This window comes from Vibrio fortis, assembly GCF_000695685.1.
Taxonomy (GTDB): domain Bacteria; phylum Pseudomonadota; class Gammaproteobacteria; order Enterobacterales; family Vibrionaceae; genus Vibrio; species Vibrio fortis_A.
The window spans coordinates 44,330-68,193 of sequence record NZ_JFFR01000009.1; the positions used below are offsets into that span (position 1 = coordinate 44,330).

The 23,864-nt window shown below is 42.9% G+C and carries 21 protein-coding genes; 10 read left to right on the plus strand and 11 right to left on the minus strand.

Annotation, left to right across the window (positions count from 1 at the left end; genetic code table 11):
• The first annotated feature begins 116 nt into the window (after positions 1 to 116).
• Complete coding sequence (locus VFDL14_RS16090; protein ID WP_032550198.1) at positions 117 to 569, plus strand: NUDIX hydrolase; 453 nt, start codon at positions 117 to 119, stop codon at positions 567 to 569.
• Between the two features lie 29 nt (positions 570 to 598).
• On the opposite strand, the gene VFDL14_RS16085 is transcribed toward VFDL14_RS16090, so the two are convergent.
• The 5 genes from VFDL14_RS16085 to VFDL14_RS16065 form a co-directional block, all read right to left on the minus strand.
• Positions 599 to 886 carry a putative quinol monooxygenase gene (locus tag VFDL14_RS16085; RefSeq protein ID WP_032550199.1) on the minus strand — a complete coding sequence of 96 codons (288 nt, stop codon included), beginning with the start codon at positions 884 to 886 and terminating at the stop codon, positions 599 to 601.
• Positions 887 to 893: 7 nt separating this feature from the next.
• Positions 894 to 1,340 carry a hypothetical protein gene (locus tag VFDL14_RS16080; RefSeq protein ID WP_032550201.1) on the minus strand — a complete coding sequence of 149 codons (447 nt, stop codon included), beginning with the start codon at positions 1,338 to 1,340 and terminating at the stop codon, positions 894 to 896.
• 753 nt (positions 1,341 to 2,093) lie between these two features.
• Positions 2,094 to 2,951: a hypothetical protein gene (locus VFDL14_RS16075; protein WP_032550202.1), complete on the minus strand. Its 858-nt coding sequence runs from the start codon at positions 2,949 to 2,951 to the stop codon at positions 2,094 to 2,096.
• Positions 2,952 to 3,806 carry an ABC transporter ATP-binding protein gene (locus VFDL14_RS16070; protein ID WP_032550203.1) on the minus strand — a complete coding sequence of 285 codons (855 nt, stop codon included), beginning with the start codon at positions 3,804 to 3,806 and terminating at the stop codon, positions 2,952 to 2,954.
• The gene (locus VFDL14_RS16065) at positions 3,803 to 4,174 is read right to left on the minus strand and encodes a GntR family transcriptional regulator (protein ID WP_032550204.1); all 372 of its coding nucleotides are present in this window, start codon (positions 4,172 to 4,174) and stop codon (positions 3,803 to 3,805) included. Before VFDL14_RS16065 ends, VFDL14_RS16070 begins: the two co-directional genes overlap by 4 nt.
• A gap of 166 nt (positions 4,175 to 4,340) precedes the next feature.
• On the opposite strand from VFDL14_RS16065, the gene VFDL14_RS16060 reads away from it, so the two are divergent.
• Positions 4,341 to 6,863 (plus strand): EAL domain-containing protein, encoded by a 2,523-nt coding sequence (locus VFDL14_RS16060; protein WP_050487359.1) that lies wholly within the window; start codon positions 4,341 to 4,343, stop codon positions 6,861 to 6,863.
• 22 nt (positions 6,864 to 6,885) lie between these two features.
• Here the strand turns inward: VFDL14_RS16060 and VFDL14_RS16055 are convergent, their stop codons facing one another.
• The 4 genes from VFDL14_RS16055 to VFDL14_RS16040 all read right to left on the minus strand — a co-directional run bounded on the left by VFDL14_RS16055 (position 6,886) and on the right by VFDL14_RS16040 (position 12,663).
• On the minus strand, positions 6,886 to 8,628 hold the full coding sequence (locus VFDL14_RS16055) for an EAL domain-containing protein (protein ID WP_032550205.1): 1,743 nt from the start codon (positions 8,626 to 8,628) through the stop codon (positions 6,886 to 6,888).
• Between the two features lie 728 nt (positions 8,629 to 9,356).
• Positions 9,357 to 9,839, minus strand: a complete 483-nt coding sequence (locus VFDL14_RS16050) for a type II secretion system protein (RefSeq protein WP_032550206.1) — start codon at positions 9,837 to 9,839, stop codon at positions 9,357 to 9,359.
• A 245-nt stretch (positions 9,840 to 10,084) separates the two neighbouring features.
• Positions 10,085 to 12,031, minus strand: coding sequence for a putative bifunctional diguanylate cyclase/phosphodiesterase (locus VFDL14_RS16045; protein WP_032550207.1), 1,947 nt, complete (start codon positions 12,029 to 12,031; stop codon positions 10,085 to 10,087).
• 74 nt (positions 12,032 to 12,105) lie between these two features.
• Positions 12,106 to 12,663, minus strand: a complete 558-nt coding sequence (locus VFDL14_RS16040; protein ID WP_032550208.1) for a hypothetical protein — start codon at positions 12,661 to 12,663, stop codon at positions 12,106 to 12,108.
• Between the two features lie 513 nt (positions 12,664 to 13,176).
• On the opposite strand from VFDL14_RS16040, the gene VFDL14_RS16035 reads away from it, so the two are divergent.
• Together VFDL14_RS16035 and VFDL14_RS16030 are read left to right on the plus strand one after the other, a co-directional pair.
• Positions 13,177 to 13,863 carry a response regulator transcription factor gene (locus tag VFDL14_RS16035; RefSeq protein ID WP_032550209.1) on the plus strand — a complete coding sequence of 229 codons (687 nt, stop codon included), beginning with the start codon at positions 13,177 to 13,179 and terminating at the stop codon, positions 13,861 to 13,863.
• A gap of 31 nt (positions 13,864 to 13,894) precedes the next feature.
• The gene (locus VFDL14_RS16030; protein WP_050487360.1) at positions 13,895 to 15,220 is read left to right on the plus strand and encodes a sensor histidine kinase; all 1,326 of its coding nucleotides are present in this window, start codon (positions 13,895 to 13,897) and stop codon (positions 15,218 to 15,220) included.
• Positions 15,221 to 15,388: 168 nt separating this feature from the next.
• On the opposite strand, the gene VFDL14_RS16025 is transcribed toward VFDL14_RS16030, so the two are convergent.
• Positions 15,389 to 15,919 (minus strand): GNAT family N-acetyltransferase, encoded by a 531-nt coding sequence (locus VFDL14_RS16025; RefSeq protein WP_032550211.1) that lies wholly within the window; start codon positions 15,917 to 15,919, stop codon positions 15,389 to 15,391.
• 225 nt (positions 15,920 to 16,144) lie between these two features.
• On the opposite strand from VFDL14_RS16025, the gene VFDL14_RS16020 reads away from it, so the two are divergent.
• The 5 genes from VFDL14_RS16020 (at position 16,145) to VFDL14_RS16005 (ending at position 20,803) form a co-directional block, all read left to right on the plus strand.
• Positions 16,145 to 17,428: an HD-GYP domain-containing protein gene (locus tag VFDL14_RS16020; protein ID WP_032550212.1), complete on the plus strand. Its 1,284-nt coding sequence runs from the start codon at positions 16,145 to 16,147 to the stop codon at positions 17,426 to 17,428.
• Between the two features lie 117 nt (positions 17,429 to 17,545).
• Entirely contained in the window at positions 17,546 to 17,872 is a 327-nt protein-coding gene (locus tag VFDL14_RS23635; protein ID WP_050487361.1) for a hypothetical protein, read from the plus strand.
• 587 nt (positions 17,873 to 18,459) lie between these two features.
• Positions 18,460 to 19,668: a NupC/NupG family nucleoside CNT transporter gene (locus VFDL14_RS16015; protein WP_032550213.1), complete on the plus strand. Its 1,209-nt coding sequence runs from the start codon at positions 18,460 to 18,462 to the stop codon at positions 19,666 to 19,668.
• A gap of 254 nt (positions 19,669 to 19,922) precedes the next feature.
• Positions 19,923 to 20,195 (plus strand): hypothetical protein, encoded by a 273-nt coding sequence (locus VFDL14_RS16010; RefSeq protein ID WP_032550214.1) that lies wholly within the window; start codon positions 19,923 to 19,925, stop codon positions 20,193 to 20,195.
• Positions 20,195 to 20,803: a class I SAM-dependent methyltransferase gene (locus VFDL14_RS16005; RefSeq protein WP_032550215.1), complete on the plus strand. Its 609-nt coding sequence runs from the start codon at positions 20,195 to 20,197 to the stop codon at positions 20,801 to 20,803. The genes VFDL14_RS16010 and VFDL14_RS16005 overlap by 1 nt, the downstream gene beginning before the upstream one ends.
• A 110-nt stretch (positions 20,804 to 20,913) precedes the next feature.
• Here VFDL14_RS16005 and VFDL14_RS16000 read toward each other — a convergent pair whose 3' ends face one another.
• Positions 20,914 to 22,059, minus strand: coding sequence for a DUF3541 domain-containing protein (locus VFDL14_RS16000; RefSeq protein WP_032550375.1), 1,146 nt, complete (start codon positions 22,057 to 22,059; stop codon positions 20,914 to 20,916).
• Positions 22,060 to 22,371: 312 nt separating this feature from the next.
• Here VFDL14_RS16000 and VFDL14_RS15995 point away from each other — a divergent pair, with 312 nt between their 5' ends.
• Positions 22,372 to 23,724 (plus strand): diguanylate cyclase domain-containing protein, encoded by a 1,353-nt coding sequence (locus VFDL14_RS15995; protein ID WP_032550217.1) that lies wholly within the window; start codon positions 22,372 to 22,374, stop codon positions 23,722 to 23,724.
• The last annotated feature ends 140 nt before the right edge of the window (positions 23,725 to 23,864 follow it).

The following is a 23,864-nucleotide window of genomic DNA, read 5'->3' on the forward strand; positions in this document are numbered from 1 at the left end:
ACGCCTCAAACTTGTTCAATGAGAACACTGTTATTTTTGTTGCTGTGGCTGTTTAAGTAGTAACAAGTTGGAATGAACGTGATATGCTGCTGTGTTTTATATGAACAGGTAAGCTTATGATTCCGCTAAATACTTCGATCGTTTCCGGTGTGGCTCTTTCTGAAATCGATGGCCAGATGAAAATGCTATTGATGAAGCGTGTGAAAGGGGGCTTTTGGTGTCATGTGGCGGGCTCTATTGAGAGCGGTGAGAAGGGCTGGCAGGCGATTGTACGCGAGTTCAAAGAAGAGACAGAAATTGACGTACAAGCTTTGTATAACGCTCAGTTCTTAGAGCAGTTCTATGAGCACCATGTTAACGCTATCGAGCTGATTCCGGTATTCGCTGTAGTATGTCCACCAAATCAAAATGTGCAGTTGAATGAAGAACATACAGAGTTTCGTTGGTGCACGCTGGAAGAAGCGAAACAGTTAGCGCCATTCCCAAATCAACATGCAGTCTATGACCATATCTGGGAGTATTTCGTTAACAAAGCGCCTAATCCGCTGTATCGCGTTAAGTTAGCTTAAATACCAAAAAGTACTTACCTCAACCTCACTCACGATGAGCTGCTACCAATGATTTGATAGTGGCGTTCAACCCCGTGAGTGATTTTTCCCCAATCAGAGCTTTTAACGCGTTGTTGGTGTGTGTCAAAAGCTTGTTGATCAACAAACTCTTCGTAAACACTGAATCTATTTGGGATATGTGGATCTTGAGTGACCTTGAAGACCAAGCAGCCTGGTTCTTGGTGGGTCAGAGCTTTATGAATTGGTAGCGCAGTGAGCACGGCTTCAAGGTCATCCGTTGGAACCTCAATGTGCCCTGTTAAAACGATCTTAGACATAATTCACTTAACTTTTCCCTGTTACGCGTTCTAAATACCAATGGCCTCGACACGGGCCGTTAGTGAGATACCAATTACCTGTCACCTTATCAGCAGAGACTTTTCCTGAAAAGCGATAGTCCCATTGCTTGTTATTAGCATACAAGGTGAGTATGTGCGTATCTTCGGCAACCCAGCCTTTAAGTGAAGTGCCATTGTAGGTGAGGCGCAATGTGGCTTTGCCATTCTCAATACGGCCAGTGATGGTAGTGCGCTCGCAAAGGTTGTTGTTGGTGGTGTTTATTCGTCTGCCAGCCCATTCTCCGTCGAAGGTATTAGTGACGGCGTAACTTGGTATCTCTGGGAACTTCGGGAAGGACTCTGAACTTCCGGATTTGAACCAACCTATTTGCTGTCCTACAGCGACAAATAGAATAAAACCAGCGGTTAAGGCTAACAATAGAGGCTTTTTCATCGGCATATCCTAGGGTATTCGAAAACGTAGGAGACTTACTAAAGTTGATGTTGATACGTGATTAAGCAGATAAATCCCTTACATAGCAATGATATAGCTGAGTTATGCGACTTGCCTTGCGAATTCGAAGTAAAAAGGAGATCAAGGTCAATTCTGGTTTCATTAAATCGTATTGAGTTTGAAATATATTTGTCACTCAGCGAATTTAGTGTTAGATATGAAACTTAGCTCAAAGGAATGAACTGAGCTATAGTTGATAACAGTGTCATGTTTTGATGCAACAGGTACTCGCCACTCTTTATATTTTGTGATGTGTATCGTTGATCTGGCCATGAAACACAGTTAGATTCGAATAGTTGGCAAATAAAAAGGCTCATGAAGAGCAGTCAAACGGAAAGGATATAACCCTTATGAAAAAAATGAGAAGAGCACAGCTTCATCGCGTTCGTATTCAATACTGGAAAGACACAGCGAAAGAAGCTTCAAAAAAATAAGCTTGTTAATGACAGCTTAAATTAGCCATATTGGCATTTCCCCCTTGTGCGCAGATAGGCGACTCATGACCTAAGCACATAACCAACCCAGAGCTGGTAAATCGCCATAAAGATTCAACACTACCAGCTCAATTATCTCCCTTAACTATCATCTTACTTACCCACCCTAAAGGTCTAATTAACCGAACCCATCAGTTTAATCGTAAGCAAGAAAAAGCCCCCGAATTTCAGAGGCTCTACGTTATTGGTCAAAGATGATCTAGCGTTGAAAGAGGTTTCTCCAAGTCACATCTTCAGTCCTGTTCAGTCTTATACTGGTTAGGTACGCGATAATCCCGATTGCAACATAAACTACCAAGGATAGTGCTGGTGCTTCTACAATCGCGCGGAACGGGTTCGGCTCGAACAGCACATAAATCGGTAGGGAGACAACGAGCGCTAAGAACTTACTGATCCAATCGCTAGCAAATAGGCTCAGTGACAACCACTTGATTGCATAGCTACCAATAAACATAACCAGTAATGGCGAGTTTACGATTTGTGAAATCGCTAATGCGACCATGGCTAAAGGCAGTAGAACAATCGACACTAATAGCATTCTTGCTAGGAAAGCTAGCCAGTTAGTCAGTGCATAGAAGATAGATTGCTGTTCAACCAAGAGCGCCAACTGTTTATCACTGAATGTTTGAATCAACCACAGCATCACATCAGTAAACAAGACCAATAAGGCACAAATCAGCGGAATAATGACCAAGCCTACAGCGAGTTTTACTGCATGAGTCAGATGGTTTGATACAGGCATACTACGCCAAAACATCGAACTGCCTTCTTGGCGCTCTTTTCGCAGTGTTTTAGGTAGAAACAGTGTTGTTAAGAGCAGAGACACGGTTCCTGCAATAGCGAAGATCAGAGAGTTAAGGTCGCGCGCGATCTCTTGATGGATTTCGCTAATATCGCCGCTGACCTCCATTTGAAAGAAGAAATTATGTTGAGCTTGGTTATTGAACATTAAGCCTACGCCAAGCACTAAGCCACAAAGAGCAATGAATAAAGGGAGGCGAATGATCACCTTATGTTCGATGAGCTCTTTTTCGATCATGTAAACGCTAGGGTGCATTTAAATAGCCTCCTTCTGTGTTGCAAGGAAAAGGTCTGATAAACCGACATTGAATCTTTTGCCAAACTCTTCAGTTTGAGGTTTGTATTGGCTCTCTAGAAGCCACTTGGTGCTACCAAGGCTAGCTTGCGAGCTAAGAGGCTTGAATTGTGCAATGGTTGAGCTGTGTTCATTTGACGCATCAAGAATGAAGTAGTCGCTCTCAACTTGTTCCATACTTTTGTACAGAACAGGTTTGCCCTGCTTAATGATCAATACATCGGTCAGCAGGTGTTCAATCTCAGAGACTTCGTGACTGGCAATAATTAAGGCTCGCTCACCATCATGGAACCACTCTAGTAGATGGCGGTAGAAGGTATCTCGATAGATAAGATCAAGCCCTAGTGTCGGCTCATCGAGGATCAGCACCTTAGTGTCGGTGGCGATAATGATAGAAAGGTGAAGTTGTACCTTCATTCCTTTAGAAAGCTGTTTGATCTTAGATGTGAGTTTGATGTCGGTGCTACTAAGCAATCGCTCGGCGCGTGAACGCTCGAAACTTGGGTGAACGCCGGCAGTGTACTTGAGTAACTGTTTAACGCTCATCCACTCTGGGAGCACGTTAACGTCAGAGATGTAAGAGAGGTGCTGCATCAGCTCGGCGTGCTGTTCGATAGGGTGGCAACCATTAATCTCAATCTCACCTTGGTAGCGGTGCCCACCGAGCAGCGATTTGATTAAAGTCGATTTACCAGCACCGTTGTGGCCCAACAGTCCTAAGACTTGTCCGGCTTTGAGCTCAAAACTGATTTCTTCTATCCCAGTGTTATTGGTATAGCGTTTGGTGACGTTCTTAGCGGAAAGTAATGTTTTCATGACTTTGCCTTTGTGTGTTGTTCTAACAAAGAGACAAGCTCATCGATGCTCATGTCTATATTCTTTAGTGTGTTTGCAATCTCGGGCACTGTGTTGGCGACAAAGTCGCTATAAGCGTTCTGCTTTAATTTCGCCTCCGCCCCCAGTGCGACAAACATTCCTTGTCCGCGTCTCTTTTCGACTAATCCGTCGTCCACCAATAACTGATAGCTCTTCATCACAGTAAGGTGGTTGATTTTGAGATCGGCCGCTATCGTTCTTACTGACGGTAGTGCTTGTTGATCTCTCCATACTCCCTGCATGATCTGCTCTGTGACTTTGCTAGCCAGTTGTCGGAAGATAGGCTGGTCATCTTTCCAATCTGTCATATCGCTTTCTGTATGGTGATATACATGTGTATAACACTAAACTTGTTATAAAAATAATCAACTGTTTTTTATAAATAATATCTATTTTTTATTTTTAGGGGTGGATGTTCAGTAAAAACAATGAGACTATATGGTATCTCGTACTAATAACTTTGTAAGTCTCTGAATGCTGCACATCAATGACAAAAAGCTGGTTTGGTTTACCAAGTATTTGCCGATCGTGGTCATTATCTCTTCTGCGATCATACTTAACTTGATCATGATGACTGGTGTCGATCGTAAGGTTCGAGCATTGGTGGATTTAGTGCGTATGGATTACATAGCTGCGCAGAAACAACTAATTGAAGCTCAAGTCAAGCAAGTGTCACAACAGATAGAAAAGACACAGCACGTGGCAGAAGCTGAATCGATGAAAGCGTTAAAAAGGCGCATCGACCGTGCTTATACGGTCGCTCAAAACATCTACTCATCGAATCAGCATCTTTCTAATCCTGAGCTCAAGGTGATGATTCTCAATGAGATACGACGTATGAGCTTTGCGAACAAACGGAGCTACATCTACGTCTATGACATGCAAGGGACGGCTCTTGTTCACCCTCTTATGCCTGATTTTGAAAGTACTAACAGGCTCAATGTCAGTAACGGTGAAGGGCAGTATGTCGTCGCTGAGCAAGTGGCCTTGATGAGAGAGAACTCCAGTGCATATATGCGCTATAAATTTAATCGACCTGGATATGGTGATGAAGAGTTTGAAAAACTGAGCCATATTCGCCGATTCGAGCCTTATGGCTGGTTCTTTGGGACAGGGGTTTATTTAGATCAAGTTAAAGCAATCAGTTACCAACGTATTCTGGATATTCTTTCCAATGTGACCATCGGTGATAATGGCTATCTGTTCGTGTTCGAGGAGAACGGAGACACACTGCTGCGCCACAATCAGATACAAGTCGGTAGTGGACAGAATCTATACCAAGAGATTGGTGAGAGCTTCAAAAACCAAGTTTTGAGTCAGCCTGCTTCCGGTGGCTTTGTTGATTACATCACCAAAGACAGTGACGGTGTACTTGGGCCTAAAACCAGCTTTGTTAAGCGAATTGACGGCTGGGATTGGATTATAGGTACCGGTATTTATCTTAATAAAGTTCAAACGTCGATTGAGAAGCGAAAAGAAGAGCTACTGATTGAATCACGAAACGAGTTCAGCTTGGTATTGGTGTTCAGTGTACTGGCAACGTTGGTATGTATCTTCTTGAGTGCCTTGGTGAGTCGTAAAATTTCACTGCGCTTCAAGCAGATGGAGCAGCGCATCGCGGAAGATTTCAATCGACTGAAAAACAGCCGGCGTCGACTACAGCATATGGCGAGGCACGATTCTTTAACCGCACTACCAAACCGCACTGAGTTGGAACGACAAGTAAATCGAGCAATCGCTAAATCGAAACTCCAAGGTAAGTTAGTCGCGGTGGTGTTCGTTGATCTCGATGACTTCAAGCGTATCAACGATCAATACGGGCACGGATACGGTGATGAACTCCTCAAGCAGATCAGCGAGCGCTTTGAGTTGTGTCTAGATGAACACGATATTGTATCTCGATTTGGTGGGGATGAGTTTGTTTTCTGTCTTCCAGAGCTCGATAAGCTAGCGCAGGCTCAAGCAAAAGTGAAACAGATACAGAGCGTGTTTGATAAAGCGTTTAATCTGCATGGTGTATCGGTGACGACCCAGTGTTCAGCAGGTGTCGCCATGTACCCCTATGACGGACTTGCAGTGGATGAATTGCTAACCAAAGCAGATATCGTGCTCTACAAGGCCAAAGAGAGTCGAAAAGGTGAATCGGTATTCTATGACGAGGTCATCAACAAACAGGTCATCTATGACTTCCAAGTAGAGGAGCAGCTTAAGTTCGCGTTAGATAACCGAGAGATCAGCGTCGTGTATCAACCTCAAGTTGATTCCCAAACTCAAAAAGTGAAAGGCATCGAAGCGCTGTGTCGTTGGAACAACGTAGAACTTGGGTTTGTATCACCAATGGATTTTATTCCCGCTGCTGAGCGTCTTGGTATGATTCAAGAGTTGGGGGAATATGTTCTAAAACAGGCGTGTGAGGACACACTCACGTTAATGCCAAATGGAAGAGATGCGATCGGTGTTTCTGTTAACGTTTCTCCGAAACAGATTCTCGATAGTGGATTCGCAGATCGAGTTAAGCACTTAGTGAGTGAAACCGGGCTTTGTGCCAGTCGCGTGACGTTGGAGATCACGGAGAATATTTTGATTAAAGATCTGCATGTCGTGGAGCCTGTACTGAGACAGCTTAGAGACATTGGGTTTGGTATATCTCTGGACGATTTTGGTACGGGCTTCTCTTCTCTGAATTACCTTAATTCGTTACCGGTCAGTGAGATTAAAATAGACCGTTCCTTCATCCGTAAATTGAATACCAGTCAACACAGCGCAACCTTGGTTAGAGCGATTATCGATATTGGCAATTCATGCCAGATGAAAGTCGTTGCCGAGGGAGTTGAGACTGATGAACAAATGACGAAACTTCAGCAGTATGAATGCGATCTGTTGCAGGGCTTTTACTTCGATAAGCCACTCTCTGTAGCAGGATTAATCGCGACCTATTTCCCTGACATAGCTGAGCGTGCTCCCTATGATAGTGAGCACGCAGAAGCTTGTGTATAGCAAATAGAACAGGTTCGTAGGGCTAATCTGCAGCTCTCTGAGGCCGGCTGTATAGATAACCTTGATGCAGGTTATAGCCGAGCTGACACAGGATATATTGTTGCCTACGCGTTTCGACACCCTCGTAAATCATCGTCATATTGGAGAGGCGTCCAATCTCTGAGATGTTAAGTAATACACCTTGATGGTATTCCCCAGATTCGATGTCTTTTACAAAACAGCGATCCAGCTTGAGATAGGTTGGTGAGATTGCACTAATGATCTCGATATTGTTGTTGCCTGTGCCAAAATCATCTAGCGCAATAGTAATACCGAGCTTCTTGATGGCTTTGATGTTATCTATCACCTCTCCACCATATCCAATGTTCGAATACTCGGTGATTTCTGCGACAAATTCGTTGGCTTCCATGGCAGCTAAGTGGGGCTCAATTTTATCGAAGTTAGCGCCTACTAACGTGCTTGGGCAAATGTTCACGCCATATTTGTCATGACTATTGTTGTTCTTAGCGACTCTAACTGCCTCAATCATTAGAATCGTGTGAAAGGTCAGTAGATTGGAGCGGCGCATTGCGTTGATGAAATCCAAAACGCCAACATCACGTACTCGAGAGAGGAGCTCGTAATAAAGGACGCTATTATCCTCAGTGTTTATAATGGGCTCTTCTTCGAATGAGATCCTTCTCCAACGCAACATGTATACAACCACGCCTACAATGTATCGATGGTAAAGCAACACCGTAAACAAGAGCGTCAGCGTTAACCAAATCCAAGTGATGTTATGGCTATAGAAGCTAATAGTTGCGCCTGTCGCAAGTAAGTGATCGTATAGAGGTGGGTGGTTCTCATTGTTATGAAGGATAATATTGCCGTGTTTTTGAATTGATACTGAATCGACAAACAGTGGCATTAATGAGTTTCGGTATCGTGCTTCAATCGATCGCTTTGGAATGCGTACCGTCAGGAATATGTTCTCCTTGGGATAGGTAAACCCGGAGTAGGTAAAATCTAGGCTGTCATAAAACTCGCCGATGTTATCAGGGTTCACTGATTTAGAGCGAGTCGTTGATATGTAGCAGGAGCCATCAGGGGTTGTCATCACCGCTGAATCGAGATTGAGTGAGTGTCTCAACGCATAGACGGCATCATCGTTGTTGCACCCATAATTCTTGAGCTCTTCGGTCACAATCTTAGTGTTTTCACTAAACTGATCGGCAATCTTGGTTGTGTAAAGGATTTGGAAAAAGTAGACAACGAACAAGATTAACGATGACGTAGAGAGAACGATAACAGTGCCTTTAAACCACTCTTTATAATAGGTATGAGCCAACATTTTTAGCACGGTGATATAACTAGGTTTGAATTGGTTGATATCCAGCCTTGATTGTTCTTGATTAATGGGAGCTTTATCAAGGTCAATAAAATATCCCACTTTATAAAGGTTAGAAATGAGTTCGCTTTGAGAATCGATACCTGCCTTTTTTAACAGGTTACGATATTTCTTTCTTACTGATGCAATGGTGTTTTTTAGCGCATAGAGGCTAAACTCTTCATTAAAATGTGATTTGAATGATTCTTCAACCTCTCTTTGTGACTTTGGATTTGATATTGAAGAATTATCAATTAAGTACTTTATTACAAAGCTCTCTTTGCTATTTAGCGTTTCCTCAGATATCTTGCAGTTGTTCTTTTTGATATATATTTTTTCTTCGTTATAAATTAACTGTAATATTTCCCTTTCGCTATATATATTCAGAGAACAGTGCATAGCTTAACTCCTAAATGATAGTTGTTATAATTATTGTGTTAATAATCAATTTTTCCTACTCATTTAACCCATACTTCTCTGTAAATAACGTCGAAAAAATGTCACCATTTCTCTCAATACTTTGATATTAATCGCAGAATTTGGGCGGCAATGAGGGATTCTCGAGATGTTCATTCAAAAGTGGAATTTATAAATCAATCAAGAAGTTTTACAAGTTAGAAAGGGGATAAATCCATTTGTTTTGGTATTTATCCATTTGATATTGGCAAAATGTGGGTAATTTTGTCCCAGTTAGCAGTTTCTGATTTAGCAGTTGCTAATATAGTAAATATTTATTGGTTTGGTGTGTTATATAGGTAGTGGCTAGATTTTGCGACTGCTAGGTTGTACAAGTAATAATATGAGCTATAAGTAAAACGTTTACTCATACACGTTTAATAGATGAAGTAATGGAGAATACCTAAATACTTAACGAAAATAGAATATATAGGCACATCGTTTGTGGCTACTAATACTTACCGTTATAGTTATAAATTCATTATGACTTAGTTATAAATTTACATCTAGTTTTGGATATGAGTCGAAGTGTTTGGTATTTTTTATGATTAATATCGGTGCTGAGTGTTAATCGACGATGAACTAATTATGCTAGAGGATTGATGACACATCATAGGGCTAAATCAATTAATATTATTATGTGCCATCATCAATTGTTGTTTAGTCAAAGTTTAACAAGCGCTATCTAAAACAACGACTTGAGGCTCTTCCTCTGGTTGGTAGAGTACTTGGCAATAATTACCTTGGGGTTCATAAGTGTGTTCGTACATATGGAAAGTAATAGCTGCACGCCTTTCTTCTTCGGGCTTTCCTGGGAAATTATCTTTATTGATTACTTTTAACTCACTAGAGTCGATATTCATTAACCTTCGTAATGAATCCATATAAGCAATTGGGTATCCATGACAAACAAAATAGGATTCGACCTCTGTTTTGATTGTGTAATTACACTCTTTCTCTACGCCGGCAAGAACAGATTTCGCATAGATAACGTCAATGCCATTACGTAGGTTAGCCGCGATGTCATGGATCTTGTTAGCACGAGCATCTGCTTGGATCTCCATAAACTTCACCATAGCTGTCGTTGCGATGACAGAGATGATGACCAAGCAGACGATAAGTTCGAGGACAGTGAAACCGGATTTTTTAGGCATAGTATCTCTGTATCATGTGGTAGCAGAACTGGCTTTAATGTACGAAAGCCCTTTAAAGTCCGAGGTTAAACTAAGCGGCATAGACAAAATAGATACCTGATAAAGTGCTAGATGATGGTGTCTCTCTTCATACCGACAAAAATCAATAAAAACAGTAAGTTAATCAACTGGCTTGGAAGCTTGTACAATGTAAGCCCGTGTAAGCGCGTGGTTTTGTTAACTATCTGATATTGTTGATTAAATCATTAATGGTAAGTCGGACTTAAAAAGTACTCTTCGACTTCATCTGGGTGAATTGGCTTGCTAAATAGAAACCCCTGAAAGTATTGGTAGCCGCAATTCATAAGAAACTGTTTTTGGCTTTCTGTTTCCACACCTTCTGCCACCACTTTGAGCTCTAGCTTTTCACAAATGGCATGTGTCGCTTTTACAATGGCTTTGCTTCCTTGATGTGAGCCGTGAACAAAACTCTTATCTAGCTTTACGGTACTGATGGGCAAGTCATGGAGCATCGACAGAGAGGAGTAGCCAGTGCCAAAGTCATCCAAGTGTAACTCGACCCCAAGGGCCGCAATGTCGTAAAGCGCTTGTTCGACTTCACCATGTTTGAAGATCATCGAAGACTCCGTGATCTCAAGTGCTACTTTGTTTGCTGGTAGCTGATAGAACTTGAGCATTGCAGACAGTTGGTCGGCAAATGCTGAATGGATCTGTTTGCCAGAAATATTGATACTCAAAGTGAGCTCAGGGCCGTACTTTTTATGCCATGTCGCCAGTTGTTTAAGAGCGGCATTCAATACCCATCGCCCAAGCGGTACGATTTGACCTGTTTCTTCGGCTAAGCTGATAAATTCTCGCGGAGCGATTTCCCCCAGTTCATGGTCTTTCCAACGAAGTAACGCCTCAAAGCCTTTTATTTTATTACTATCACTGTGAATGATCGGCTGGTAATGCAGCTTTAAATCGTCGTTCTCGATTGCTCCTGCAAGTCGATGTCGAATATTGACCTTTCGATGCAGTGCTTTGGCAAGATCCGGAGTGAAGGTTTGGAAGCGATTACGGCCATTTGCCTTTGCCATATGCATCGCCATTCCAGCTTGTTTAAGTAATGACTCTTGATCCATGGCGTTGTCGGGAAAGTGTGCCGTACCAATACTACATCCTACCGATAGGGAACCGATACCCGCGATGTGAAAGCTCTTGTTAAGTGCATTGATGATGCGGGAACAAAGTAGTGGGATATTTTGATTTCGACAAGTGTGAGCAATGACGATGAACTCGTCACCACCAAAGCGGCCAATCATACACGTATCATCAACCAACTCTTTTAGTCTTATCCCTACTTGTTTGAGGAGTTGATCGCCAACATTGTGCCCATAGGTGTCGTTAACTAGCTTAAAGCCGTCTAGGTCGACAAACATCAATTCGAATGGGGAGCGGTACTCAATGCTCGTCTGCAATAGGTTTGTGATACCTCGGCGGTTATGGAGTTCTGTCAGGCAATCATGTTCAGCGTTGTACTTGGCTAACAAAAGGCGTTCTTTTTGGCGAGTGATACAGGTTAGATTGAGTAGCAGCTGATTCTTGTCGAACAACCATTTACCTTGTACATCAAAGTAATGGGTTTTATCGCCAATCTGACAACTCACTTCTTCTAGGATCTCTTGCCCACGCATGGCGGAGAAAAGCCATAGGTCGACAGTCTCCTCGTCTCCTAGAAAGTCGATCAGTTGAGTAAATGGTTTGCCATAGCTTTGGTAAAAAGCCGTATTAACACTTAATATCTCGCCGGTTTTATCGAACAATAAAGAAAGGTTCGACCCGTCTGAGCAAGCCAAGTCATGCTTTAAGCTGTTTTCTTCAGCCACTACCTGAACCAGCATACCAGTGCGTCCATCAGGTAGAGGAATTCCTGAAAATTGACACAGCGCCCGTTTAGCGATGTGCTTGGGAGTAAAGTTCCACCAGGTTTTGATGGTCTGATTGAGATGGAATTGCCGTTGGTACTCTTCGAGTGTTGCTTCAATAGCCTCAGACATCTCTTTTCCAAGATCGCGTGAAGTGAGCTCTTGAATTGAATCGGCTTCCCAAAGTGGCAGTGCGCTGCTATTCGACCAAACGATCAATTTATTGTCGATGTCGTACACCCAAATAGGGCATTTTAGATGCTCGAATGGTAAATAACTTTGCATATATCAAGGCTTAATGGATGAAGTGAAGAGGCTGTAGCAATCGTATGGGATTGCTACACGGGTTCAGTACGGCTTTATAGGTTTAGTGAACGAATCACTTTGGTAACGTGGCCCTTGTCATTGACCTTGATAACGTAGCCCTTCTTATCATCAAAAATCTCTCCATCAATAAGGTGCCATTCCCTCTCTTTTTTAATGATCTCTTTCGCGTAGTTTTGGTCGAACATGGAATCATTTGGATAGACGGTTTCGATCGCTTCAAACAGAAGTTGAGCCTGGTCTTGGTTAGTCACCTGGAAGCCGCTCTTGATACACAGTTGTAACTCAGGGAGAGGCTGTGTGGTGTATGGTTCAGTCATTGAACCCAACACACCGTCATGGGAGTAAAATTGATAACGTCCAAAACTGCTTTCGCTGCCATCCGGTGATTTGAGTACCGGCGTTGCACTGTAAAACTGGCAGTCAAAAACCATCTTCTGAATAATGCTGCTCTGTTTTACAACCTCTACGTTCATCCAAGATAACACTTGTTTCTCAACCAGTTGAGCTGTCTCATCTGTTTGTGCAGCCATCGCTGAACCGAGAGAGAGTGAGCCAGTAACAAGCAACGCAGCAAAGTATTTTTTGTTCATAGGAAATATCATTCCATTTATGGTTTTGGTGAATAGGTAACTGGCGCTAATACTACTCAATCAATGAGATTAAAAACATAGGGCGAATCGAGTTGTGAGGTTGATTCCACTGCCAAGGCTTCTGGGTAATCGTTTTCGTTACATTATCAAGTTGACTCAGTAGTTATTACAACTGTTAATTACATTTATGTTAGTAATATATAGGGCATAAATGCCCTTGGTAGAATGAATGAACTTTTGGCTTGCTGTAAATGATCGTTATGTAAGAGAGGGTAAGAAAATAAAGGAGATGTAAGGCGAGCACGTTACTATGATGTCAGTTTTATGAATAACATTTAAAGGATATTGGTAAAGGCGCAACAGGGTGCATTTATCACCCGAAATCGTAAATATAGGTGTACAGAGATGAATACATTGTTTTGCATACTGTAAAATAATGAGTTCGGTTACAGTATTGATGATGTATTCTCAGTCTATATACTGCCCGCGCATTTATAAATACTGGTGATAGGAATGTCAAAAGCGAAAGTGCTCATAATCGAAGATGACCAAGAGATTGCGCGTCTAACTACACTTTATCTAGAAGCTGAAGGCTATGAGGTAGAGGTTGTCGATCAAGGTAACTTGGCGGTACAAGCTATTCGAGATGTCGAGCCAGATTTAGTGCTTTTAGATTTGATGCTACCTGGGCTAAGTGGTGCACAAATTTGTCGACAGGCTCGTGAGTTTTACAATGGTATTATTCTCGTATTGACAGCATCGGCTGACGAAATGAGCGAGGTAAGCTTGTTTAAGTTTGGTGCAGATGACTACGTAACAAAGCCGATTCGAGGTCATGCTTTGTTGGCTCGCATCGAAGCGCTATTGCGCCGTGCTTCGTCTAGTTCTCCATTAGAGAGCAATGAAGAGAAGACATGCGATATTGTGGTCAATACAACAATTCAAAGTGCGACTCTTTATGGTCAGGACTTGCAGCTCACTTCCGCTGAGTTCGAGATCCTAAATTTATTAGTGAATAACCTTGGTGAAGTGGTCACGCGAGATCAATGTTGCCAGCTTTTCCGTGGTATTGACTATGCGTTCAACGATCGCTCGATCGATATGCGAATCTCTGGTTTACGCCGTAAGCTGCGTAACCACGCAAAGGACAAACAACTGATTAGGACGGTAAGAAACAAGGGGTACATGCTTGTTTCGTAAAGATGTAATACGCAAGCTAAGAAATATTTCGATGTTTGCGCGGCTCTATATTGGGATTGTGACGGGGATGATCGCGACGATCTATCTGTTTCTCAGTTTAGGTGAAGGGCACATGCGTCGTACAGAGATTGAAACGTTTCTCAACAACGGCACCTATTTTGTTGAGCAATATATTCATCAACGCAACCATCCGACGTCACTATACAGAGAGCTAGACAAAACCGGCTATCAGCAGTTCTACATTTTTAATCTTCGTCTTATTGAAAACTGGGATAGCCAAGCTCCATGCTCGGATTGCACTCACTTCACGACACTAAATGGTGTGCCGATCTACCTCAGTGATCGCAATCTTTACTCTGCGGTATTTCAGCTTCCCAACTCTAAGTACAGTTTTGTGTTTAGTGAGGTAGGTGATTTCTTTTCTCCGACTATAGAGTGGTATGAAGATTCAGAGAGACACTTCCTGATTGCGTTGCTCATTGCCGTCATCATTGCGATTGGGGCGAGCATCTATCTGCCAGTGCGCCGCTTTCAAGAACGGATAGAGCTGTTGGTTGAAAAACAGCAGCAATTTGGCCGAGGCAGACTCAGCACTCGCTCTGATATGGATGATATTCATCCCGTATCGGAATTAGCTAACAGTTTCAATCTGATGGCGGAAGAGATCGAGAGTAAGGTAAAGCAGAATCATATATTTGCTCAAGCCATTCCTCATGAAGTTCGAACGCCTTTGAGTCGGATTCAACTCGCGACCGATCTATTACGCAGGGGAGCGCCGGCTGAACAGCAAGTTCTGTTCGATGATATCGACGGCTACATTGGCGATATCGATCAGCTTACTTCTGAAATTATGATGCTCTCGAAGTTGAATGTTATCGACAGCGCGTACTTCGATTTGATAACCACAAGTTGTGACTTAGTTGACCACTGCTTGGATCGCATTCGCTATTCAAAGATCGAGAATGTTGAGTTTGAGTCGTTAGTTATTAATAGCTTTGCAACCAAATGCGACTGCACTATGGCGCGACTTGTGCTGGACAATATTCTAAAAAATGCGGGGAATTATACGCGTGATAAAGTTTGGGTGACGTTGGATGAGAACTCCGAGAGCTGGCTGATACAAATCGAAGATAATGGTGACGGAATTCCAGAAGATAAGCGCGATGAAGTCTTGTTGCCTTTTGCGCGTCTTGACCAAAGTCGAACCGCAAAAACGGGAGGTTTTGGTCTAGGATTGGCAATAGCCAATGCTGCGGCGAAAAAAATGCGATGGCAGCTTAAATTAGAGGACAGCGTTTATGGCGGAGCAAAGTTTATTATTATTGTTCCTAAACGTAAGGCAGACAGTAATTCCTGATTTAGAGTTAATATTCAAAATAAATGTTCTCGTAAGTGTTTTTTGAGTTTATTTTATACGTATAAATGCCAGTTTTTGCGCTTGGAATAAATGTTTCAATCTCAATGACAAAAAAGGAGGGGTAAATATTTCCCCTCTCCTCATACTCTAATTATGCAAGCCTGTTTATTATTTGCGCGTTAAACCGTAAATAGCATGGTCGATAATTCGTCCATTTAAGTTTTCGCCTCGAGTAATGATTCCCTCAAGCTTACAGCCAAGTCGTTCACAAACTGCTCGGCTTGCCGTGTTTTTGACCGCTGCTGAGATCTCCACTTTCTCCATATCTAACTCGTCAAACGCTATCTGAGTGAGCTTGCGAACGACTTGCGTGACAATGCCTTTCCCTTGTTGGGGCTCTGACAGCCAATAACCTATCGTTACCTTTTTTAGATTGTGGCAGATCGTGTTGAAGCTACAATTTCCGACGATGTTATCTTGGTAAACAATCGCGCAAGTCATGCTTTTGCCCTCGGCATAGTCGTGGAGCGAACGCTGGATAAATATACGAAAGTCTTGTTCAGTTTTACAATGAGGAGGCCAAGCGAGCCATTGGCTTAAATAATCAGTTTGTGTTGATACCAGCTCTGCATAATGAGAAGCAAAACTTTCTTGTACTAGTGCAATAGAAATATCGTCGTTAATTTTTATTTTAAACATCGTGTCCTCATTAACAGCATTAAGGTCATTATACTTTGGTACTAGTTTGCTCTTTATACCGTTATCTGTCTAATTTTTATGCAAACTGTGGCACGGAAAGTTCGTTATACGTTATTCATGTCACGAAACTCAATAAACCTTACATAATTTGTGACTATATACTCAAGTAATCGATTAGTATTGGCCACCAATAAATATAAAAACGATAAAAACTAGGCTTAATTGATGAATTTGTACTGCCAGAACGTGACGGTAGATTTGCGCAAAGCGCTATTTGGTATTGCTAAGGCTCTGGATAATGTCGGTTTCGAGAGCAAGCACCATGGACAAAGAGTCGGGTACATCGCGTATCGATGTGCACTGAGTGTAGGTTGGGAAGAAGAGCAAGCTCAACTCGCATTCTCACTTGGACTGATCCACGATTGTGGTGTGTCTCAGATAGATGAACAGCTCAGCCTTATCGCTGGCTTCATCCCAGACTCTACGCATCACCACTGTAAGAAGGGTTATCAGATACTCAAAGAGTGTCCTGTACTCTCTATCTTTGCTAAACCTGTGTTGTATCACCATACACCGTGGAATGAACTAAAAGACTTACCTGTTAGTCAACTAGAGAAAGAGCTAGCAGCTGTTGTGATGCTTGCGGATCGAGTTGACTATCTATGCGGTGTCGCATCGGCTGACCGCTTCGGCAACCTCACTCCTGCCGGCAAGGCGTACATTATTGAGCGCTTAACTGAACAAGCAGACCTTCTGTTCGAAACTAACCTTGTTCAACATATGTGTGAGTTGGTCGATACCGATGATTTCTGGTTCTCTATGGATGTGTCATACATCCAGATCATGAGCGATAGGTTTAAACCAGTCCCGTTCTTTTCTCAGCAGATGTCACTAGATGAGACGGTCGCTTTCGCGGAGTTCATCGCCAACGTAGTTGATGCCAAGAGCTCTTTTACGTTTAAGCACTCATTGAAAGTAGGGCAGTTATCAGAGTATCTGGGTAAGCAGTTAGGTTACTCCTATACAACACAGAGAAAGCTCTATTTGGCTGGGCTTGTTCATGATATAGGCAAGTTGCAAACGCCACGAGAGATCCTGCATAAGCCAGGAGCACTCACTCCTGAGGAATACTGCTGTATTAAACGCCATGCGACAGATTCGCGCTTTGCTCTGCATGAGCTATTTAGTTCACCACAAATCTGCGAGTGGGCGTCTAACCACCATGAGCGCCTAGATGGCTCGGGCTATCCCATGGGGAAAACGGCAGAGCAGCTCGATAAACCAAGTCGGATTGTTGCAGTTGTTGATGTATTTCAAGCGTTAACTCAGTCTCGTCCTTATCGCCCTGGAATGAGCTTAGAACAAACGTTGGCGATATTGGATGATCATGTGCAGAACCACAAACTCGATGCTGAAGTATTCAACTGCTTGAAAAAACACGCGCAATACTGCTTTGAATTGTCGACTGACAAGTGCAGTGATGCGCAGGCTACCGCAGCTGAATATTAGTCTAGCGCGACGATGTTTTTCCGCACGCCTTACATATAAAAGTCTGTTCTTACAGCGGCTTACAGCTATTGCTGCTCTTTGATGGTAATCTTTACTATTCAGTTTAGGAGAGGTGTTGTGTTGAATAAAACATTGCTTGTGTTGTTGGCTCTATTGATGAGTGGGGTATGGGTATCATTCTCTGACGAGCTGGGGCAACTCGTCGATCGCCCGAAGAATGTCGATTACACAAAACTTGAACAGCTTGTAGAGAAGAAAACGACCCGACAGGAAGTGATTGAGTTGTTGGGTGAACCGAAACAAAAGCTCAATAAAGAGTATTCGGTCTCCTATCTGTATGAGTACAGTGATCAACTTATCGCTCTGACCTTTCATGAGGATGTGTTGTTGTTCGAAGAAAGAGCTGAAAACGATGGCCGCTATGACTTTAAGTTGGTTAAGTGAATTAAGTTGGTTAAGTAAAGGGCCAAATTGGTTAAATAACGGACCTAGCCGGTTAAATGATGGAACATGAAAGTTGGAACAAATCGCGTAAAAACACAACGTGGACGTTATAAAGTCACGTTCTGCTACTTAATTATAGTTATTGGGATTGTTTTAATTCGTTGGACCTATGTGCCCTAATACGTATGCCTAAGAGAAGCGATAATGAAAATTGTCGCTTTTTTTGTTTCTGTTTTCCGATAAATCCCATCAAATTTGAGCGAATTGGTGCATCTTTAACCGCGCGATCGTTTGCTTTTAAAAATGTGATGAAAGTCTCATTAAGTTGTTTATACTTCTCTTCCGGTTTTAAGCCGGTGCTTAGCCAATACAAGCCGTCACATGGATATGTGAATGACCCCACGGACCGGACCAGCTGCGTTCCACTGCTTGTATAAGGTGATCTTACATGAACAATTCGTTGTTACATTCGTTAACGTTGTTAACGCCCTCTTCGCGTAGCGTATTGCTTGCGATTCTTTGTCCTTTTCCTTTGATGTCATTCGCTTGGCTCATGTTCACTCTTTAAAGATTTCTAGGACAATTTTATGAATATTTTATTTGGTTTTGTTGGTGTTTTCGCACTAATTGCTTGCGCGTACCTGCTATCTGAGAGCCGTTCGGCGATCAACTGGAAAACGGTAATCCGCGCTTTTCTACTTCAAATTAGCTTTGCTGCACTAGTGTTGTATTTCCCTTGGGGGCAAATGGCATTAACTAGCTTAAGTAGTGGTGTATCAAGCTTGCTTGGTTTTGCAGATGCGGGTATCTCATTCCTATTTGGTGGCCTTGCTACTGAAGGGTTTATTTTCGCAGTGCGTGTACTTCCTATCATTATCTTCTTTAGCGCGCTGATTTCTGCACTTTACTATCTGGGTGTGATGCAGAAAGTGATTCAAGTTCTGGGTGGTGCCGTTCAAAAATTATTGGGTACCAGTAAAGCAGAGTCTTTGGTCGCAACAGGTAACATCTTCCTTTCTCAAGGCGAGTCGCCACTTCTTATTCGTCCTTTCTTAAAATCAATGACTCGTTCAGAGCTATTTGCGGTGATGGCTGGTGGTATGGCATCGGTCGCGGGTAGCGTGTTAGGGGGTTATGCTGGACTTGGTGTTGAACTTAAGTACCTTATTGCAGCAAGCTTCATGGCCGCGCCGGGTAGTCTTTTAATGGCTAAAATCATTGTGCCAGAGCTAGGCACACCGAGTGACTACGACAACATTGAACTGGACAAGGCTGATCAGAGCAACGTCATCGACGCGTTAGCGAGTGGTGCAATGAACGGTATGAAGGTCGCTGTTGCTGTTGGTACTATGCTGATTGCCTTCGTGAGTGTTATCGCAATGGTCAATACAGGCCTTGAGAGCCTAGGTGAAACGGTTGGCTTTACTGGGATCACGCTACAAGCTGTATTTGGTTACCTATTCTCACCATTGGCTTGGGTTATCGGTATTCCAAGCGATGAAGTGCTAATGGCAGGCTCTTACATTGGTCAGAAGATCATTATGAATGAGTTTGTTGCTTTCATCGATTTCGTCGAGAACAAAGCGCTACTTTCAGAACACAGCCAAGTGATCATCACTTTTGCATTGTGTGGCTTTGCGAACATCGGTTCTATTGCGATTCAGTTAGGTTCTATCGGTGTTATCGCTCCTGAGCGTCGTGCTGAGGTGGCAAACCTTGGTCTTAAAGCGGTTGCAGCAGGCACATTAGCTAACCTAATGAGTGCATGCTTGGCGGGTATCTTTATCTTGCTATAACCTGCGGTTACTCTTTCTCTCGGTTGCCACCTTTATGACGATGCGAGAGCAGTAGAGTAGAACCATATATGTATTTAACGGGCACTTGGGGCTTTTCTCCCTAAGTGCCCGTTTTTTTGTTTTCGTGTTGATTGCTCTGGAAAATTCAGTATCGCTCGTAAGGGGAATAGTGGGGTGAATCCATCTCGTATATACTTCTAATATGCGTTGTTCCCAAAGCATTGTTTTATCGCGTTATTTAAGAAAGGCTTTTTATGAAAACAAGAGTATGTGCTGGCTTGCTGGTTGCTATTTCATTAGTATCCGCTCTGATTTTTTTGTTGGCTGGTGATAGCCACTTTCCAGTGACGCAATGGCCGAAAGAAGCGTATCTAGGTTTGGTATTTAGTGTTGTTTGGGGAGGCGGCGTGATGGCGAGTGTTGCTTACGTTTTCTCCGCGATGGTTTTTGTCACGGTAGCGGTGGTGGGTTATGCCATTGGTTACAAGATCGGTAGTTACTTACCGACCTCTAGCGATACGAAATAATGCACTGGTTCGATAGACTCCGAATATATTGGTACCACCGGAAGCAGTCGAAGCGCTGGCCCAAAGATGGCGCGCGTTCTCTCGGTTGGACCGACCGAGATTCACAACATGCTCGTTTTTCTGCGATTGCTAGTAATGTCGAGTTTGATGGACAGACGGTACTTGATCTTGGTTGCGGTTATGGCGATTTGTATCCGTTCTTGACGGCACAATACTCGATACCTTTTTATCTTGGGGTTGAGCAGCATACGGCGTTTTATCAGCAGGCGAAAGAGCGATATCAAAATGCAACCTGTGCCTTTACACGTGGCGATATCAGCACGATTACTTTGAAGCCACATGATGTGGTAGTGGCGAGTGGCTCGTTGAATTACGCATCTAAAAACGAACACTATCTGACTTCAATGATCACAAGAATGTATGCGTTGGCGAACAAAACGGTGGTGTTTAATTTGTTAGACAAACATTACTATCCAGCTCGCCAACTGCTCATCAGCTACCACCCACAAGGGGTTTACCGATTTTGCAAAACGCTCTGTGAAGATGTCACGCTGATCGACGGTTACTGCGATGGTGATTTTACGATTGTAATGAACAAAGCGAAGTGAAGAGCAAACGGAAATAACGGAAAAGTAATCAACCAATGAAACAAACCCAAGCTGAGGATGCTTGGGTTGATTGTATAGACTTGAGTGCTGAGCGACGGTAAGTCGAGTCCTTAGTGCGGCTTGTTCTCCACTAAACCGTAAGGCAGACTTTTGAATACTTCCGGATGCTTTTGGAAAGTTGGAGCTTCATTCACTTGTTGCCAATCGAGCAGCATAATAGCCAGAACATTTCGATGCTCACCATACTCTAAATCAAAATCACCCGTAATGGATGGGATCATACCTTGCTGTTTATCGATAGACGCTTGTATTGCCAGACGAGTCTTCTCTACAACTGGATCATCTTCTAAGCCTGCTAATAAGAAGGTTAAACCAACCTCGGCTATCACATCTTCCTTGGCACGTAACAGTATTGTGTCTATGTTTTCACGGAAGTAATCGTAAATCCATTGGTGCTCTTTTTCACTGACTTGATGTTGGTAGTATTCTGAATCACCAAAAATGATGTGTGTCATTCCATAGATTTTATTACCAAACTGTTGGGTAGAGAGCTTTTTGTCCTGATCGTCAGGGTAAGCGGATTTGAATGTCTCAACGAACTCATCAACCACATCTTGTTCACCTAACTGACGCAGCCAGTACACTTGATTTGCTAGCTGTGCAGCCCAAGCTTTTACCATCTCTTCGTTGGTTGCGTACTTAGAAAAATCGTAGCGGCGAATAACTTCTCTTAGTTTGGCATCGTTTTTATGTTCTAACCCATACTCGTTGGCGCGAGCCATTGATCCGAGTAGATCAACTCCTAAGAATAGATATTCTGGCATATGCTTAGTGATGTTGTAGCGACGAACGCTACGCTCATCTTCTTCATCAACATATGACGCAATGCGCTTTTCAGAGTAGAGCACAATTTGTTCTTGGGTATAAACCTCATTAGAAAGTCTGCTCAGCTTACTGGCAACGCGTGCCATGTCACTCCAAACTGCGGCAGCGTATTTTTCATCTTCGGTTTGTCGGAACATACGAACACCATAGTGTCCTTCTTTAAACGCAGGTAGGGTGTAAAGTTGGCTTTCGTATGTGTTTCGAATGATATCGGCAGAAGCTTTGAAGCTTTGTTGTTGTGATGAGTTGTGTTTGCTTAGGGCGGCATTTTGTTGCGTTGTACTCTCAACTGTTGCATTAGATTGCGCATATGCGCCAGCAATAGCGGAGGTCGATAGCAAAATACAGAGTGTTATTGTTTTTAGCTTCATATCAAAGGTACCGAGCAGAGGGAGAGAGCTCAAAAATAGCACTGAGCTATATAGTGAATGTAAGTGTTTGGTCAGCTTGTTGTTATTTTTATAGCTCAAGAAAACCATTTAAAGCAAAGTGATAATTTCAATAAATGTTTATTGGTGATGAAAAGCTCACTATTCGCATGCGGTTTTTGCAAGTTATAGATTTTTGGCCTGTTAACTGCATACTAATAGACAAACTAAAGCAAAAAGTAGTGATTGATGTTTATTGAGCCTTATTTCTTGGCAATAAACATCCAATAATAGACAGAGCAGGGGGAACGAATTATGACGAATCGTTCAAGTAAGCAGTGGTCTGCCAGGATATTATCTTGTTTATTTTTGCTAACGACCATCAGTGCGGTCGAATTTTTTCATCAAAAGCAGATCACTTTCTTAAAGAACGAAGCCTTTGCAGAGGCTCAAAAACAACTAGCCGTCGTACGGTCACGCATTGAAGCGGTGATCGTGACCGATATGTACCTTCTTAACGGTATGTCCACTCAAGTCGCTATTGCCCCCCAAGGCAGTGTTGAGGAGTGGAACAAGATTGCAGATAGCATTATTCAAGATGGTTCTCATATCCAATTGATAGGACTGGCACAAAACGATGTGCTCAGCTTCGTATACCCGATGGAAGGTAACGAAAGCATCCTAGGCATTGATTATCGAGACCATCCAGAACAGTGGCTTTCGGTTGTTTTAGCTCGTCAACTTGGAAAAACCTTCATCTCTGGCCCCGTAGAACTCTTCCAGGGTGGTTGGGCACTGATCACTCGAACTCCCATCTTTATGGACCCTCCCTTTAATCGAGAGTATTGGGGAGTATCAAGCGCGGTTATCAGTTTGGAATCCTTATTAAAAGATGCCGGTGCTGAGCAGTTGGAGAGTCGTTATCATTTTGCTATCCGAGGCTTCAATAGCGCGGGAAAAGATGGTGATGTTTTCTATGGTGATGAGAGCGTCTTTGAATCCGCATTTGCTACTGAAATGGCGAACTTCCCATATGGCGGCTGGTTTTTAGCTCTGTCAGGTGAAGAGAAGGTACTGATGGATGTGTCATGGATACGTATAAACATTATGCGTATTATCGGCTATTCCGTACTGCTTTTGCTCTCGCTAGCCTTTTTTACTATCTATCGTCTCTATACCGTCGCTCACGGGCGCGCAATGCACGATGAACTGACGATGTTGCCGAACAGACGTTATTTCATGTACAGCCTTAAAATGGCTTTCAGATATGCTAAGAGTAGTGGCTCAGAACGTTTTTCGGTAATGAATATTGACCTCGATGGCTTTAAGTCAATTAATGATACCTATGGGCATGCTGCAGGCGATAAGGTACTGGTTGAGGTTTCAAAGCGTATTCGTACTGTACTTCGTAGCTCTGATATCGTGGCACGCATGGGGGGCGATGAGTTCCTGATTTTACTGCCACGAGTGCATGATGATCAGAACCTACTCTCAATTCGAAGCAAACTAGAGCGAGATATCTGTCTGAGACCTGTCGAATTCGATGGGCAGGAGATTGCTCTAAATGCCAGTATCGGCTGGGTAGCGTACACCGAGGCGTTTAATGATGTCGATGAGCTACTAAAAGCCGCTGATGAAAAAATGTACCAGAGAAAGCGCGCAAGTTAATACAAGTCGAATTAGAATTTAGTTGCTGAATTGGGTTAAAAGCCTCAGAATACCGCGCTTCGTAACGCGATGTTGGTCACGATTTAGCGTTACACAGCCCATGCGAACCTCGCACTGAGCTTACCTTTTCGTTAACTGAG